The organism is Microbulbifer sp. CNSA002 (genome assembly GCF_047324085.1).
Classification (GTDB): Bacteria; Pseudomonadota; Gammaproteobacteria; order Pseudomonadales; family Cellvibrionaceae; genus Microbulbifer.
The window spans coordinates 2,312,277-2,328,106 of record NZ_CP172449.1 but is presented as its reverse complement, the minus strand read 5'-3'; the positions used below and the strand labels follow the sequence as shown (position 1 = coordinate 2,328,106).

Sequence of the window (15,830 nt, the reverse complement as noted above, 5' to 3'; positions counted from 1 at the left end):
CTTCTATAAGCCAAAAATCGACTCTAACTGGGACGATCAGCTGAGTTCTATACATTGCTAGCGTTAATACAATCTGCTTAGACTAACGTATATCAGTTACCTCCTCCCTTTAATCCTCAAAACCCAATGAACAAAATAGACCATCAGAGGATTCATAATTTACTCAGGGGTGTACTCACTATTCTCACCCTTCTTCTCATCTTGCCTATTAGACTCTCCGGCAGCGCTCTGGAAAAAGGCCATTCAGACAATATAAAAACAGATTGGTGTCCCTTTCCTTCCATTAGATATTTAATGCCTTTCGTGTACGATCTTTCAGAGATTCCCCGAACTGAATGGCATTAACTGACTTGGCTTGTGGCCAGTAAGTAATTTCTATAGAGCTTTCCTTATCAGCGACCTTTTCGACCCTAAAATCAATTACTGTAATCACACCGTTATGCATACGAGTATCCCTCATGTGATAATACATAGATGGCATAATATCGTAGTGATACTCAAAATTTTGCATCTTTGTACTTGCCAAGCTACCGAATTCTTGCTGGATTTCACTGGTTGATTGGTATTCAAATTCTCTTTTAATTTTCATGAACACCACGTCCACATTCACAGGCACGGTAAATGCGATTTTATGATTAGTAGGCTTATTGGCAGATGTATTCACCGCAGTATTGTCGGTAGTGCTTGTCTGCTCCATCTGGGATTCCTGTGCAGCTTGTTGCTGGCGAGTATTTCCATCGTGATTGATGGGGTCGCCAGTAACCGGATTATTCCAGCAGGTAAGACATTTACCGTCTGATGAGTAGATATGCTGATTAGACGCACATCCGCTCACGATAGAACCCAGGGCCAAAGAGAAAATAAGTGTTGGTAGCTTCATGAATGTTCCCCTAATGAGAGTGTTTATTTAAAAGTTACTATGAGATTCCAAGCTAGCAACCGAGCATACCGACCCCCTGTATTAACATCGAGCAAGGAGATACTTGTACACGGAAGTCTTGGAAGGATCTGTTTAGTATTGGATTATCCCGCTCTCTGTATAGAAACCAAGAAAAAATAGCTGTGGGGTTGGCCCCTTTCTAACGCTAGTACCTAAATTAAACTTTCCTTTAGAAGAGACACTGTTGCGTTTAACATTGATCAGTCGTTTTCGACGAACCCTGTTCCAGTCTAACGTTCTTAGTGACCAAATCCTTTCTGATATCATGTTCAATTTCTACGGTCCTCCCTGAATATAGATATTGATGGTTCTTTAGGTCGTTATTATGGAGCATAATACCCGGTGCGTCCGCCAGTAAATCATTATTTAAAAACCAATCTTAGAAACTCTTAAAATAAAGCACCGTGCAATATTGTTGTGGCCTAGTAAGCAAAATAACACAAAACTGCAAAAGCTTTGTGAATTCAACCACTTATAGTGATTCCTCAAACTATAGGAACTTAGCGCCTGTGCCATTCACACTCTACTCCGTTCTACCTGTAACTTCTGAAGCAGGGAATGCCCAGCCACAACCTTAAGTATTGGCACTAAAAAATTATGATCTTAGAGCTTCCTAAAGGTGAGAGCATTAAAATCGGTACAAATGTCTCTGTTGCATTACTGGACGTAACCGGCAACCATGTAAAGCGTGGTATCTACAATACCCAAATCTCACCTCATTCACAGGGAGAAGATCTTCGTGTATTTTGATAGGAAAAGATGACTGGGGCCCTGCCACCATAGGGCCTATTAATCTTGAGAATCGCGGGGTCCCTTAATTAATAGAATGAGCCCCTCAAGAGTTAGGCAAAGCGATTTTCAAACCGCACGCCAGTAAGATCATTTTATTGAACAGACTTTTTAAGGGTATCTGCACAAAAAGCACAGGTAAAATTATTAAAAGCTGTTTTGAAAATAGCCTTTGTACCAACTTCCTCATGAGAAAAACAATGGACTTTGATTCCATTTCTATTCCGTTTCTTACTTCCCGCTTACTTTCTTCCTCTTTGGCATGAACCACTAGGTGAGGGATATACGCAAAGTAACGACCTTTTGGAGTAGCAAAAGGTAAGAACTCACCAATTTTTTCCAAAAGGTTATTTAATACCTCTCTGGATTTTTCATTCATTACTAAAACACAATCTGTCCACACAAAAATATCAGGATATGGGTCAATATCTGACTCATCATCCATATCTTCAAACCAAGCTGTAAAATTGCCCCATTTGTCAGTAATTGGAGTGATGGAATCTCCCAGGTCAGTAAGTAGTTCGCTTCCCAGCTTACCCCACGCACCCATCATGCTTCCCTGCCAAGGAATGCCCACCTACGGCTTGAGTATCAGCATGAAATAAATATATTGATCCTAGGGCATCGAACCGGCGAAAACTACGGATAGGCACCTAGGTCTCACTTACAGTGCTGAAAGTGAAAGGCAATCAAATAAAGATAGGCACCCACTCCCTCAATTCCCTCCCCGCCCACTGAGAAGAGATCTATATTTGCTCCAAAGTGAACAAAAATTAGACAGCTGAGTGCTCAGAACAAGTTCCCCAAGCACATTTTTTGGACACACAGCGAAAGCTAATCACACCACTATATTTCTACTTCCTGAAGTGATTTTCTGCATTAAGAAATCTCCTGAACGTATACGCCATTACAGCAATGTATAGGGCAATTACTATTGCCATGGCGGAAACATCATAGACATTTATCACCCAGCTTTCTGGGTGTTGATCTCCTTGCACCAATAGCGTAGTAGTTATAAATGACACTAACAGCAGCAGTATAAATACAGCAGTTATCAATAGAAGCTTGCATGCCAGGAGTATAAATCTCTTCATAAAATAAAAACCTGGTTAGGCAATTGAGGGCAGATGCAACCTGTACCTATATTTGTTTAAATAATTATCTCAATACGTCCTCCCTACATAAGGGAGGCCTTAACTACTTTAACCTTTTTACTTTATGTCCTGACCTTTAGACTGAGGTTAAACTGGGGCCCTTATTCTCCCACTCGTCAATCATTCTTTCGGTCAGCGCCCTCAAACGTCCCATGTACAGAATATCTTCTTGAAGCTCTTCAGCTTCTTCATCATCACATTCGTTAATATCAACATCACACAATTTTTCTTCGTAGTAAGCAAGGGCCTCTCGTATGTAGTTCAAATCTTTGTAGCTGTAATACATCACTTAACTCTCATATATTTTTATAAGGCGGCAAGCTTTTCAAAATACTCAGAAACAGGCATATCGATTTTCGCTTCAATCGAGTAGTGGGTATTGCCTTCTGCATCGGGAAACATATCTATTACAATAAACAATCCTGGTTCCAATCTCGCATCTTTGTTAATTATCCACCAAGCATCCTTTCCCTCTCTAAATGGAACTTTGTTACTGATGCCATCAAAAAGTGATACCCCACCCGATTTAGCCAAAATATACGGCTCTGAAGAGCCTGGCATCCGATAGGTTACGATATCGTTTCGTTTGGGCCTCTCTTCGCCCGCTCTCTTGTTTTTCACCATCATTGGCCGATGGTCCTCACGAGACCTAACCTTTTCGATCTGCGGATTATCAAGCTTTCCTTTCCTAAGCACCACATCCACATCAAATCTCTTCATATAGACTTGATTGGCAAGTTTGTGGATTTTGCGTGCCCTAGGCATCATCCCGTGTAAAGCCCAAAACGTTTAGATTTGTTTACTCACTCCATAAGTTTCAATCCGATGTTGGTAAGCGATATTACTTCAATACTTAACGACGAGCCATAGCCAGCCGCAAACCCGATCCCCTTTGCCATTTGAGCCATAGCGAATCCAATTAGTTAACTCAGTAGCTTGAAGCGACTCCCCAACTTCCCAGTACCTAATTCCCGTCTTTTACTGATCCACGTCCACAACCCCAAACCGACAAAAATCTACAAGCTGGGACATATGTCTTAGCAATAGTGCTAGAAGTGATAGGAAATTAAGTAAAGATAGGCATCCACGCCCCCAGGTGAGAGATCTATGTCTATATCTAAAGCGAACGAAAATTAGGCTATAGGGGTTGTCCAGGTCAGGCTTCCCAAGGAAGAAGGCCCTACCCCTCTCTGTAGAAGTTAAACTTTATTTGGCAACGAGATACATATCTCCACGCCCTGCTCCAGCCTTTTCTTGAGTAAACTGTACAAAACGTACATAAAGTAAGTTGTTCCAAAAAGGCCCGAAGAGCCGTAGCATATTATTTGTGCTTGTTAGGCACCGGGCTCACCAGAAAGAAGGAAGTATGCTGTGTAGGCTAATCCAGCTACTAACAACCAAAATGAAATACTGACAATCACCACCAGAAATCCAATTGGCTCTCTCCCCTTCTTTGTGAAAGGTTTACAAATTAGATTGCCAGGGAAATGGAACATGACCTCGACAATGATTGTAAATATAGTCTCAACAATAAATCGACCGAGAAATCTAAATACACCGCCTATTACTTCTTCCACTAATTCTCTCTCCGAACTCAGGATTTTTGACGCCTAAAGCACTTACAGCAAAATCAAATCGAAGCAACGGTTTTTACACCGTATGCCTTTTCGTTTTAAATGTGAGCTCAATCCGAACCTCCTGAGTCAGAAAATTCGTTGCTACAATTGGATTCTACTAGGGATGAATCACTTCTATTCATAGAAATCACAACAGAATCAATTTCTTTCCTGGCCTCGATTGAGCTAAGACTTACGCCAGATTCTGTACAATATTTATCAAACTGCTTTTTATCTGACCACATGTATATTGCGTACATTTGATACTTAGTCAGTTTGGGATAGTGGTTTTGAACACTATTAGCTACCTCAGAGGCTAAATACTTTCTCTTATTCCCCCAATCATTTGATAATTTACGCCTTAAATCCCTTTTGAAGATCCGTATGGCCTTGCGTTTACTTGACAATTTTAAAAACCACACGATCGGGTACCTTTACCGATTAATTCAAAAGCTACATCTGTATATCATGCTTCTCTCTAATTCTAAAGCCCATATATCCTACAACACAAAAAGATACAGTGAGTCAAGAAACCACCTTTAACTGATTAGTATGTCAAATAAAGATATAGAGCAACCTCTTTATATTTCTGTACTTTCTTTGCTCTGTATATTTTTAGAAATGCTTCATGAGTCAATGAGATTACCCACAAGTAACGAACCGGCAAAAACCTAAAAATTGTTACGAATTCCTCACTCACAGTGTTGAAGTAACTGGAAAATAAGTAAAGATATGCCTCCCACCCATAACCCCTTGCTTGTCATCTATCGAGGAGACATCTATGTGCGCATCAAACATGAACAAAAAGTAGGACTAGAGAGCCCTGCTGTAGTATCTATTTGATAGATGGAACATAACTGTAAGAGTTTCTATCTCTTGGGCAAAGTATGGGCTACCTCATTCATTGCTTTAAAGGTTGAACCATGCAGAAAACTATTACGATTATTGGCGCCACAGGCCATTTAGGTCGTCAGGTAGCACGAAAACTGGATCATAAAGGTGTAAAGGTAACTGCGATCGTGAGGGACGTAATTAGTGCTCGCACTATCCTCCCAGAGAGTATCCAGCTTGTCGAAGCAGATGTCTCGGATAAAGAGAGCCTGGTGTCTGCACTAGTTGGTACCAAAACACTTTATATCACCCTGAATACCACGTCACTCGACCCGACTTTACCCTTTCATAGTGAGCGTGAAGGTGTGATTAATATCGTGGAGGCTGCAAAGGTCAATGGTGTGCAACACATCATGCAGATTGCTGGTATTGATTATCTCCACCCAGAGTTTGCGGACAAGGGACTTGAGTACAAGACCAATGTAATCCGTAAGCCAGGGATAGAGGCCATTAAAAGTTCGGGCATTGATTTCACTTTCTTCTTATGTTCATTCTTCCTGGATTCTTTCCCCACATTCATCGAGAACGGCCAATTTTCTATCATCGGCGATCATGTCCACCCTATCTACTACACCAATACAACAGATCTGGCAGAGATGATCGGTAATGCTATCGGGAATGAGATGGCCTACAACCAGAGTTTTTCAGTTCAGGGTACTAAGGGGATGTCTTTACCAGAGGCGGCCAGAACGTTTGTAGAGGCATATTCTCCGGGAACAGAAATTGCCGTTCACCCTATCGCGGCCATTGCAGAAATGGGACTGCCCGAGGAGCAGGCAGTATTTATGGAACATATGCTGACTTACGTAGAACAGCTAAAGGAGCAACCAGTGAGTCAAAAAACTTGGCAGGTGTTAGGTAAGCCAGATACAACTATCACAGATTTTGCCCGAGATCTGTCAAACGCTTCATAGCGACTGATCCTTGTTCAGTATTGCGTCCTCTGTGCTCAGCCGCTCCATCAAGTCAGTGGCTGCAGGACCCAGTGGACGCTTACTGGACCAGATAATATCTACACCGTGTGACAGCTCTTTCTCCTGCTCAAATACCAGAGGGAGCTGTATCAGTTTTTTCGCCGCTATCCCCTTCGCAACCACGTGTAGTGGCAATACTGCCCAGCCCAAATTAGCGTCGACAAGGTCAAGTGCATCATCGACACGTGACACACTCCACACGTCGGGAGACACCAGCCAGCGAGTTTGGCTGGATATCTCAAACTCCTGCAATAAGATTTGTCGGTATTGTTTCAGGTCTTCCCAGGTTACTTCAGTAAGTTGTGCTATCGGGTGCTCAGCACAGGCGACGCCAGTGAGCTTCAGATGGCCCAGGGCTCTGAAATCGCACCCAGTGGGCACATCTTCTTGCTGCGTGATAATCCCGAGTTGGGCAACATCCCGTTCGACCCAGGTCTGTACATCCTGAACATTTCCCGCTCTGAGCGTAATTTGAACATTTGGATATTTGGTCTCAAACTCTTGAAAGAGTCCACCCAGGTTTTTAATCCGCACATGCTGGGCAATAGCTAACGTCAACCGGGCCTCGACATCCAGAGACAACCCCTGTGCGATCGCCATCAAACGCTCGCGTTGCTCGATAAGATTCCGTGCGCGTTCCAGCAGTGACTCACCAGCGTCCGTCAATCGCGGGTATCGTTGACTTCGATCAAATAGATTGACTCCCAAGTCAACCTCCAGATTCGATACCAGTGAGCTGATTACCGACTGTGCCTTTCCACATTTACGTGCAGCCGCTGAGAACGAGCCAGCCTGCTCGGTTGCTACAAATGCTTCCAGTTGCTCAATAGAAACTGCCACGCGCCCAACCTATCTGTTTAAGGTATAGTATCTAACTTATCCCACCTAAAATAACTATATATCATTCAGGCATATTTTCTCAACCAGAGTGAGTATGGCTGATGACTAAATCATTGAAGAATCGTTTATTCCATGCGGTTTCCTACGAGTTTTTTCTGCTGCTGACAGGTGGCTTACTGGTGGTGCCAGTGTTTGATCTGGAGGTGCACCAATCGCTAGTACTTGCGGCTGGACTATCATTGTTTGCGCTGGTCTGGAATATGGTTTTCAATCACGCCTTTGACTGGTACTTATTGAATATACGTAAAAACCCGGAGAAGACATTTATCGTTAGAGCCACGCATGCGTTATTGTTTGAAGGGGGTATGTTGGTACTGACGTTGCCAGTAATCGCCTGGAGCTTTAATCTGACTATCCTAGAAGCATTTATGCTTGAGATAGTCATGGTGATTTATATCGTGATATATACCTATGTATTCAACTATTGCTTCGATAAGCTGCATAGCTCGTTTCAAGTTACTGAACACAAACGTTAAAGGTCTTCTCTACTTTCTATTTTAGATGAAATGCAGGACCAGTTAAGATACACATCGCCGGAATCACCCGATGGGGGCAGAGATACATGCTTTTACTATGTGCTTAGCTCAATACCGATACATCTTAAATTTGTTAGCAGTTCTTTATATTGATCGGACTTGGAAGATAAGTATTGTAACTTACGATGCCTTTTAACTTCCCAATTACCAATGACAGAGTCAATTTTTGTACCGGATGCCGATGGTTCAGCATCGAAACCAAACTCAAATCCACAGCTAAATATTTGAAAATAACCAATACCACCCTCTAACTAAGCAGGAGCCCCCCAACTCAAGGCTACCACATATTGGATAATGCCAAGATCCATTAACTCTTTAACAAACTTTCTGGCTATATGCTTATTAATGGTTTTGAAGATGCCAGGGAAAGCACATCAAGTAAGATGCGTGCCTACTAAAACTAGGCATATCGATTGGATATGACCTCTTTTTAAGTGGAGTGGTTCAGGGTTGATCTGACAGTTAACAGAAACTCTGGATACTCACCTAATGTAGCAGGCACAGGACTGATACTTATTCAAACAGATTGATTTAGGACTTATGATAATTTTAAGTTGAATGGTAAGGCTTCCGAGTTGATAGCAACTGGATTCTATCACTAACAGTTTTTGGGTTTTATCGACTGGAGTTCCGCCCATACAGGGTGAGAGGAATTTTGTGGAGAAACAATAAAGTACCAACGAAGCTCATCAGTTTTTTCACAGTTAACTTGATTGCCTTTAAAGTAAAGGGTCTGCTCTTTATTGGTTACAAATGGCTCAATCCACTTTATCTGACCAGTATACTTGCCATCATCCCATTCAATTGTAATAGCCGGCTCATATTCTTTGCCTTGAGTGACGGCCTTGTACAACCCCCTATAGTAGGAGGCTATAAAATCCTGGATTTCGACCTTCCCAAGAACTTGGTTCTTCTCTGGCTTGTGAGTCCATGAAAAAGCATAACTAAAGAAATCCTCTTTTTCTTGTTTATACATACCAGGCAGAAACACAAGCTCTTCAACGCCATTCAAGGTGATATCTGAAGCAAATTCGATCGGGAAAGGAATCACTTCAGTCTTTGAACTCTTTGGGAATTCGGAATAAGTACTAAGTCCTTCAGCAAAAAGCAAAGGTGAAAAGAGGAGAGTAACACAAGCAACCAATAGAATTAGAACGCCATCAAGCCTTAGATAATTATTCATTTAATCTTACTTCCCTTTAATTCCATACCGAAGCAAAAACACGCAACCAGTTTTTACCAATTATTTTTTCTACCACTCGATCAGGAATTCCTTTTTGGCTTAACCTATAGGCAATAAGCTCCATCCGCATCTCGGAGTTCAGTTCAGGAATAAACGGTGGACGATTTGGTGTTTCTCCGGGCGCGGAAATTCCAGCCGCAATACGACGCTCAACTTCCTTACGGATACTTTCTCGATACTCAGGGCCATCATTGACCGGTACTACGCCTTGGTCACTACCTATTGCAATATGATCTTCACCACATACTTTATAGGCATGCAGTATATGTTCTATCACCACATCGGCCTTTATTTCATGCTCCCCACCCTCCAAAAATGGCATTAAATAGATTCCAACCAAGCCACCGGTGTCTGCTGCAGCTTTTAATTCAGTATCGTCATTATTCCTAGGGTGATCATAAATTGCGTTGCAGCCAGTATGAGAGATCACAATCGGTCTTTTTGATTGACTGATTGCACTGGACACTGTCTTCTTTCCAGAATGCGAGAGGTCGATCAAAACCTTCTCCGCCTCCATGATCTCTATGGCTTTCTTGCCAAAGGAAGTTATCCCTGAATCTTCCTTTACAAGACCGCCGCTGCCAAGGATAGAGGGCCCATTGTAGGATACCTGCATTATCTTGACGCCCATTTTGGCGAATTCTGAAATGCCTGAAAGTGACTCATCAAACATTTCAGTTGATTGGAAACCCATTATGATACCGAGCTTACTCTCCTGCTTCGCTTTCAGGATATCTGATGCAGAGTGAATTAAGCTCAAGTAGTTTGAGTTCTGCTCGATGATAGATTTGGTTTTTTCAACCTTCTTTAAAGTCTCTGTGTAGTCATCACCTGGATAGGGGACTGTCATATTCAAGGCACTAATCCCCGAGTTCTTGAATATTCCCAGGACTTCTTCAGAGATTGGCTCCCTGAGCGAGAATGCTCCGCTGAGGCCATCAATTACAATCGATGAACCGTATTGGTTCCACGTTGATTTTCCTGCATCAACTCCAGAAAAGGCATTTAATATACCCGAGTTAATAGCCAAGTATGAACCAACACTACCTGATACTAGAGATTTAATCAGTGCTCTTCTATTTATATCGTTCATAAGTCCCCCACTCCAGAATTAATCAGCGCTTCGTGAAGCTATACACTCCACCTCAGCTTTGGCATCAAGTGCCAGGCCGCTCGCTGCAAAAGCACTCCTCGCAGGTTTCTTTCCGTTGAAGTACTGGAGGTAGACTTCGTTCGCCGCTGGCCAGTCATCAATATCAGCAAGCATCAAAGTACACTTAACCACATCGTCAAAATCCAGGTTTTTGCTTTCAAGAACTTGGCCAATATTCTTCATTGTTTGATGCATCTGAGCTTCCAGACTTTCACCTGCCAAGGTTAATGTTGAAGGGTAATTACCGATCTGCCCAGAAAACCAAATGGTTCCATTCACTTCACGTGAAGAAGAGAAAGGCAACTGTGGATCGTCGCCAATAAAAATAAAACGACCATTCTTAACCACATGAGCTATCGACTGGCTATTTTCGATTTTCTTTTCGGGACTTTCTGAAAGTACAACAATATTTGCTTTCTTTCCCTCTTCAATACTACCGACAGAACCTTCTATCCCTATCACTTTCGCAGCATTTATAGTTGCAGCTTGAATTGCCTCGAGAGGTGTCATACCAATTTCATCTACGAGCAGCTTAAGCTCATGATGAATCATCGGTGTAGTGTCATTTTCAAGGTCACTAAATGCATCAGTGCCAGCAGCAATAGTAATGCCGTTTTGATAGGCAAATTGTGTCATTTGTGTACTGAGCTGATCAAGTTGCCTGTACTTTTCGTTTAAGGTATTCCTTCTTTCAAATACTGTAAGCGTCGCATCTAAAATAGTACCTTTCTCTTTCATTGCATCAAAAAGGTCTAAATAGCTATCCTTTTGCCGCATTTTTTCCCAGGTTGGATCATCGAACTCAGCAGTTTTTCTGCGCCACGCTTTGAAGTTATCAACTAGCTGAGCAGACATATCTGAGGCATGTGAAATAGTCTCAACACCAGCATTGACAACATCCAAAGGTTTGGAGGGCCCTATATATGCATGCGACCAGACTTTTAAACCATGTTTCTTGGCTGCACTTGCGAGTAATGGCACCGTCTCGGCCTCAACATCAGCATATATCTTGATGCCTGTTGCACCAGCGCCTATGGCCTGGAGCATTATTGAATCCATATCAGAATTTTGATCTACCGCTCTCATCCATGTTGTGTGGCCTGGAGTACGCCCTTTAGCTGAGGCAATGGTTCTCGGGTCCGAGAAGAAGGATTCTCCACCTATAATGACTGAAAAGTAGATGTCTGGCGAAGCGATGGAGTCGACCTCTGCTTGACGTTTTAAGTAGGCCAATGCTCGTGCATCACCGCCCATATCTCTCACAGATGTGACACCACCACGAAGCAGGTATCGAAGTCGCTCAGTAGTGATAGACAAATTATCCCAGCTATCCGGATCTGTCGCATGGTGGACATGCGCATCTATCAGGCCAGGGATTACAAACTTCCCTTTTAAATCGACAACACTGGCCCCCCTCACCTTGGAGAGCTTTTTCGTTGAAGAAATTCTCTTGATCTTATCGCCTTCGATAAGAATCGACTGGTTTTCATCAACTTTAAGCGCATTAACGTCCACTATATTGGCGTTAATGAGCAAAACTTGCTCTAGCTTTCCATCCTCTGCTGATACAACGCCGCTGGTAGCAATGTGTAGAACCGCCAGAATAAAAATTTGTTTTATTTTCATGTACTTATCTAATGTGAGACCGTGGGACTTTTAATCTACTAGCAAAATTTTGCGTCATTTAGGATGCACTTTAAATGTAATTTAGGTTTATAGTGTATAAACTATTTGTTTATTATGTTTGTCTGTATACTCCAGCTAATTCCCACCGTAAGAAGAGAAGCGGATTAGCCATCAGGGGAGTCAATGAACAAGTTACACGCCCTTGAGGCATACTGTTTAGTGTGCGAAAAGCAAAACTTTGCAGCTACTGCTCGCGAGCTCGGCATTTCAGCAGCAATGGTCGGTAAGTACATTAAGCAGTTAGAAGAGGAGCTGGGCTGCCTATTGGTGATGCGCAATACACGCAAAGTATCCATAACCGAAGCGGGCGAAAATTATTATAAACAGGTTTCACCAATACTAAAAAAACTCCACTCCGTCGACCAGGCGATGTCAGAATACAATCAAGAGCCTAGAGGCAGACTATCGATATCGACTAGCATAGAGCTAGGCAGTCAATATTTTTCAGGATTGATTGCCAATTACCGTAGTCTATACCCTCTGGTATTCTTGGATTTTCATCTCAGCAATGACCCACTCGATTTACTCGACAATAAAATCGATCTCGTTTTTAGAATCGCACCAGAATTGCCAGACTCTAGTTATATCGTCCAATCTATCGCAAAAACTAAGCTAGCACTCTGGGCAAGTGACTCTTACATAGAGAAGAATGGGCTCCCTGAAAGCATAGAGTCATTAAAGAAGCATCAATTACTCTTCTTTAACCACAGTATTCGAGGGGATCATTGGCTATTTCAAGACAAAGAAGAAACAAGAAAGATCAAACTTCCCTGGGCCTGGCAATCTAACAATGGGAGGCTATTAAATGAGGCGGCTGCTGAAGGACAAGGAATAATCCAAGCCCCTTTTTACTCTGTCAAATCTTATGTCGACTCTGGCCAGCTCACTGAGATTCTACCTAGATTCACAATAAAGCCACTAACTATTTTTGCGCTCTACCCTCATCGCTGCGAGCTTTCCCTGAAGGTTAAAACCTTTATCGATGTGGCTAAGAGCTATTTTGAGCAAAATCATTCCGAGCAGTTCTGATTCAATGGATGTATTCAAACGTACTTTCTCAAATCTAGGCCCTGGTATCATTTGGGCTGCAAGCAGTATTGGCGTATCTCATATCGTGCAGTCAACTCGCGCAGGTGCAGATTACGCTTTCGCTTTGATTGGTTTTATTTTCCTGGCTCATTTAGTCAAATACCCTTTTTTCAAAATCGGTCCAGAGTACGCTGCTGTCACCGGCGAGAGTTTATTGGAAGGCTATAAAAAACACAGTCGACTTGGTTTTTATAGTTATATGGCTCTGACATTTCTAACAATGTTCTTTGTTCAAGCTGCGGTTACGATTGTCACAGCTGCTTTAGCTCTCAACTTATTTGGCGATATCTTAAATGTTTCAGAGTGGTCTGCCATCATTTTGGTCATTACATGTGCAATATTGATTGCTGGCCAATTTAAATGGCTGAATGAAAGCTTAAAGTGGATGGTCCTCATTCTAGCTATTGCCAGCTTGATTACTCTCATTGCCGCAATAAATCAATATGGGCTTCTTCCCTCTAAATCCTATTTAATAGCGGATATGGCACCAGCTGTGAGCATCGCATTTGTTGTCGCCTTAGTCGGCTGGATGCCAACTTCAATTGAAGTTTCTGTTTGGCACTCTATTTGGTCGGAGCGAAGGATAAAGGAGAGACCGGATAGAGGGTTTGCCAAGAAATCCCTCGTATTTGACTTTAAGGTTGGTTATTTCACCAGCTTGATATTAGCTATTGTATTTGTATGGCTAGGCGCATTAGTAATGTTTGGGAAAGATATTGAACTATCTCAATCTGCAGGCATATTTGCTGGTCAGCTAATCAATATTTATACCGAATCTCTAGGTGATTGGAGCCATCTAACAATCAGTATTATCTGCTTTATCGCGCTTTTCTCAACTACCTTTGCAGTCTCCGATGGGTTTCCTCAAGTTTGGCGAAGTGCCTTGAGATCATCAAATAGTATCAAGATCCCCGAAAACAGAATCTACGTATCCACTCTTATTATACTAAGCCTCATAAGCTGGTTTATTATTTCCCTATTTGCCAACCAGCTAAAGAACTTAATCGACTTTGTAACTACTCTATCTTTCGTTTGTGCTCCAATCTTTGCTTTACTCAATATTCTTGTTATGAACGGGAAATGGGTACCAAGAGAACATCACTTAAAGGGATGGTACCTAGTTTACACTTATGCCTGCCTATGCCTAATGATAGGTTTTAGCTTTTACTTTATTTATTGGCGCTTCTTGAGTAACTAACTATTCCTTTGCAACATCGGCCGGCTTGAAAAGTCTATAGATAATAAGCTCAGGGATGAGCGCAACATATAAGGTCATCTAAGCGTTAAACATCAATCCCTCTTCATCTTAAGCTTTTCTAACACTTCACTGATACAAGCTGCAGTCAGGGGAATCAGCTTGCCTCATGAATACCGCCCCTCATGTTCAGGGGTACTTATGAATTCTTCTGTAAAGCTTATAAAAATAGTTTCAGTTAGAAACTAAATTTTCACCTTGAGTTAAGCGATCTAAGCAGTCGGCATTAGATCCATCAAGGCTGTTGCTTGGGTTGCTATTTCTATCTCTGTAAAACTGAGCTCCTCAGAGGATAAATGGCTCATCATAAGCCAGCCCCTTTCAACATAAACGACTCTGAAAGGGATCTCCGCTGATCATTCTTTAGTCATTACGTGCTCTTAGGTTGGCTTGAACTCCACTGATATAGCTTTCAATCATCACTTATTCCACGCCAAAACTATCCTAACCGAGTTCCTCTAAACGCTCCTGAAGCACCAAACCGTCATAGGAAAAGTACAAATGCATATCCCAAAATCCAGTTAATTGCTTTATTGAAAATGAACTCCCTGCTCTATTCTTTGCGGCACAGTAGGATAAATCATCTGCCTGCAGGTGCAAGGCAGCATCAAGGACAGAGTAATCAGAAAACTCCATGGCTATAAGTAGTTCGACGAACTGAATACCGTCTTCCAGGAAGTTCTGATCAGCCCTGGAATACTGAGAGTAGAGTTCCCTATTATCGATGCAGCCGAAGCATCCGTCGCCATAGGGTGCCGTGCGTGCCATCCTCGATCGAGAAGACCGCCGCTTGAAGGTAGCTATCAACCCCTGCTCCGATCACGAAGTGGTATAGAATGTAAGTGGTCGGTAGAAAATATTTGGCATAGCACTCTAGTAATCTGTTGGAATAGTTATAAATACTGGTTCTTTTTCTCGTATATATGAGAAGGTAAGGCCATTCTTTGCTCCATATCTCCTTGGCACGAATACAGCACTATCAATACAAATATGGTTCCCAAAGATTGATGGCCCCTCAATAGCTTGATGTCCAATGAAAACCCAATCTATATCTGAAATATAATAAGTTGATGACTTTAAAATTAAACGACTCCACGTAGCATATTCAATAGAGTTCCTGTCCTCCTTCTCAAGCTCCGCTCTAAATTGATTCCAAGAAGTACTAGTAGGTACACCTGAATGAACCACTCCGACTCCCTTACTTCCATTATCAATTTCGATAGCCCAATACATTTTTTCAATTAGAGAAGCACATAGATCTAGATCTTTTTCGCTGAGCTTTCTAGCCCACAAATTCTCAGTTGACTTCTCTATACTCCCAAACTTTGCATAGTGATATAAGCTTCTCTCATGGTTTCCTACAGCGCCATAAAACCATTCATTTTCGATCAATTTTAGGCATGATAAACTATCTGGGCCTTTATCTACTAGGTCTCCAACTGAGATTACTCTATCCTTTGTTGGATCAAAGGATAGTTGTTCTAATCCTTTTTCAAACAATTGAAAATATCCATGAATATCACCTACAAAAATATCTCTACCACTTACATTGTTAGATAGAGTTAGCGTTTTCTTACTTAATGAGAGACTATTTTCATACATAG

At 42.0% G+C, this 15,830-nt stretch carries 15 protein-coding genes; 4 read left to right on the top strand and 11 right to left on the bottom strand.

Annotation, left to right across the window (positions count from 1 at the left end):
- Nucleotides 1–283: 283 nt before the first annotated feature.
- The 5 genes from ACG1BZ_RS10485 to ACG1BZ_RS10465 form a co-directional block, all read right to left on the bottom strand.
- Nucleotides 284–880 carry a hypothetical protein gene (locus ACG1BZ_RS10485; protein WP_413665585.1) on the bottom strand — a complete coding sequence of 199 codons (597 nt, stop codon included), beginning with the start codon at nt 878–880 and terminating at the stop codon, nt 284–286.
- Between the two features lie 895 nt (nt 881–1,775).
- Nucleotides 1,776–2,282, bottom strand: coding sequence for a hypothetical protein (locus ACG1BZ_RS10480; protein ID WP_413665584.1), 507 nt, complete (start codon nt 2,280–2,282; stop codon nt 1,776–1,778).
- A 677-nt stretch (nt 2,283–2,959) separates the two neighbouring features.
- Nucleotides 2,960–3,172: a hypothetical protein gene (locus tag ACG1BZ_RS10475; protein WP_413665583.1), complete on the bottom strand. Its 213-nt coding sequence runs from the start codon at nt 3,170–3,172 to the stop codon at nt 2,960–2,962.
- A gap of 17 nt (nt 3,173–3,189) precedes the next feature.
- The gene (locus tag ACG1BZ_RS10470) at nt 3,190–3,603 is read right to left on the bottom strand and encodes a hypothetical protein (RefSeq protein ID WP_413665582.1); all 414 of its coding nucleotides are present in this window, start codon (nt 3,601–3,603) and stop codon (nt 3,190–3,192) included.
- A gap of 614 nt (nt 3,604–4,217) precedes the next feature.
- Nucleotides 4,218–4,460, bottom strand: a complete 243-nt coding sequence (locus tag ACG1BZ_RS10465) for a hypothetical protein (protein ID WP_282953295.1) — start codon at nt 4,458–4,460, stop codon at nt 4,218–4,220.
- A 962-nt stretch (nt 4,461–5,422) separates the two neighbouring features.
- On the opposite strand from ACG1BZ_RS10465, the gene ACG1BZ_RS10460 reads away from it, so the two are divergent.
- Nucleotides 5,423–6,304: an SDR family oxidoreductase gene (locus tag ACG1BZ_RS10460; RefSeq protein WP_413665581.1), complete on the top strand. Its 882-nt coding sequence runs from the start codon at nt 5,423–5,425 to the stop codon at nt 6,302–6,304.
- Here ACG1BZ_RS10460 and ACG1BZ_RS10455 read toward each other — a convergent pair.
- Entirely contained in the window at nt 6,299–7,204 is a 906-nt protein-coding gene (locus ACG1BZ_RS10455; protein WP_413665580.1) for a LysR family transcriptional regulator, read from the bottom strand. The genes ACG1BZ_RS10460 and ACG1BZ_RS10455 overlap by 6 nt on opposite strands.
- A 101-nt stretch (nt 7,205–7,305) precedes the next feature.
- Between ACG1BZ_RS10455 and ACG1BZ_RS10450 the strand changes: the two genes are divergently transcribed.
- A complete protein-coding gene (locus ACG1BZ_RS10450) occupies nt 7,306–7,740 on the top strand; it encodes a PACE efflux transporter (protein ID WP_413665579.1) in 435 nt (144 codons plus the stop codon).
- Nucleotides 7,741–8,398: 658 nt separating this feature from the next.
- Here the strand turns inward: ACG1BZ_RS10450 and ACG1BZ_RS10445 are convergent.
- Genes ACG1BZ_RS10445 through ACG1BZ_RS10435 form a run of 3 tightly spaced genes read right to left on the bottom strand, consistent with a single transcriptional unit; the run spans nt 8,399 to nt 11,822 of the window.
- Nucleotides 8,399–8,983 carry a hypothetical protein gene (locus ACG1BZ_RS10445; protein ID WP_413665578.1) on the bottom strand — a complete coding sequence of 195 codons (585 nt, stop codon included), beginning with the start codon at nt 8,981–8,983 and terminating at the stop codon, nt 8,399–8,401.
- A 16-nt stretch (nt 8,984–8,999) separates the two neighbouring features.
- The gene (locus ACG1BZ_RS10440) at nt 9,000–10,136 is read right to left on the bottom strand and encodes a dipeptidase (protein WP_413665577.1); all 1,137 of its coding nucleotides are present in this window, start codon (nt 10,134–10,136) and stop codon (nt 9,000–9,002) included.
- Between the two features lie 18 nt (nt 10,137–10,154).
- A complete protein-coding gene (locus ACG1BZ_RS10435) occupies nt 10,155–11,822 on the bottom strand; it encodes an amidohydrolase family protein (protein WP_413665576.1) in 1,668 nt (555 codons plus the stop codon).
- 183 nt (nt 11,823–12,005) lie between these two features.
- On the opposite strand from ACG1BZ_RS10435, the gene ACG1BZ_RS10430 reads away from it, so the two are divergent.
- Together ACG1BZ_RS10430 and ACG1BZ_RS10425 are read left to right on the top strand one after the other, a co-directional pair.
- The gene (locus ACG1BZ_RS10430) at nt 12,006–12,911 is read left to right on the top strand and encodes a LysR substrate-binding domain-containing protein (RefSeq protein WP_413665575.1); all 906 of its coding nucleotides are present in this window, start codon (nt 12,006–12,008) and stop codon (nt 12,909–12,911) included.
- Complete coding sequence (locus tag ACG1BZ_RS10425; RefSeq protein ID WP_413665574.1) at nt 12,883–14,169, top strand: NRAMP family divalent metal transporter; 1,287 nt, start codon at nt 12,883–12,885, stop codon at nt 14,167–14,169. The genes ACG1BZ_RS10430 and ACG1BZ_RS10425 overlap by 29 nt, the downstream gene beginning before the upstream one ends.
- Before the next feature lie 501 nt (nt 14,170–14,670).
- Here the strand turns inward: ACG1BZ_RS10425 and ACG1BZ_RS10420 are convergent.
- Nucleotides 14,671–14,994: a hypothetical protein gene (locus ACG1BZ_RS10420; protein ID WP_413665573.1), complete on the bottom strand. Its 324-nt coding sequence runs from the start codon at nt 14,992–14,994 to the stop codon at nt 14,671–14,673.
- Nucleotides 14,995–15,099: 105 nt separating this feature from the next.
- Entirely contained in the window at nt 15,100–15,726 is a 627-nt protein-coding gene (locus ACG1BZ_RS10415) for a metallophosphoesterase (protein ID WP_413665572.1), read from the bottom strand.
- Nucleotides 15,727–15,830: the final 104 nt, after the last annotated feature.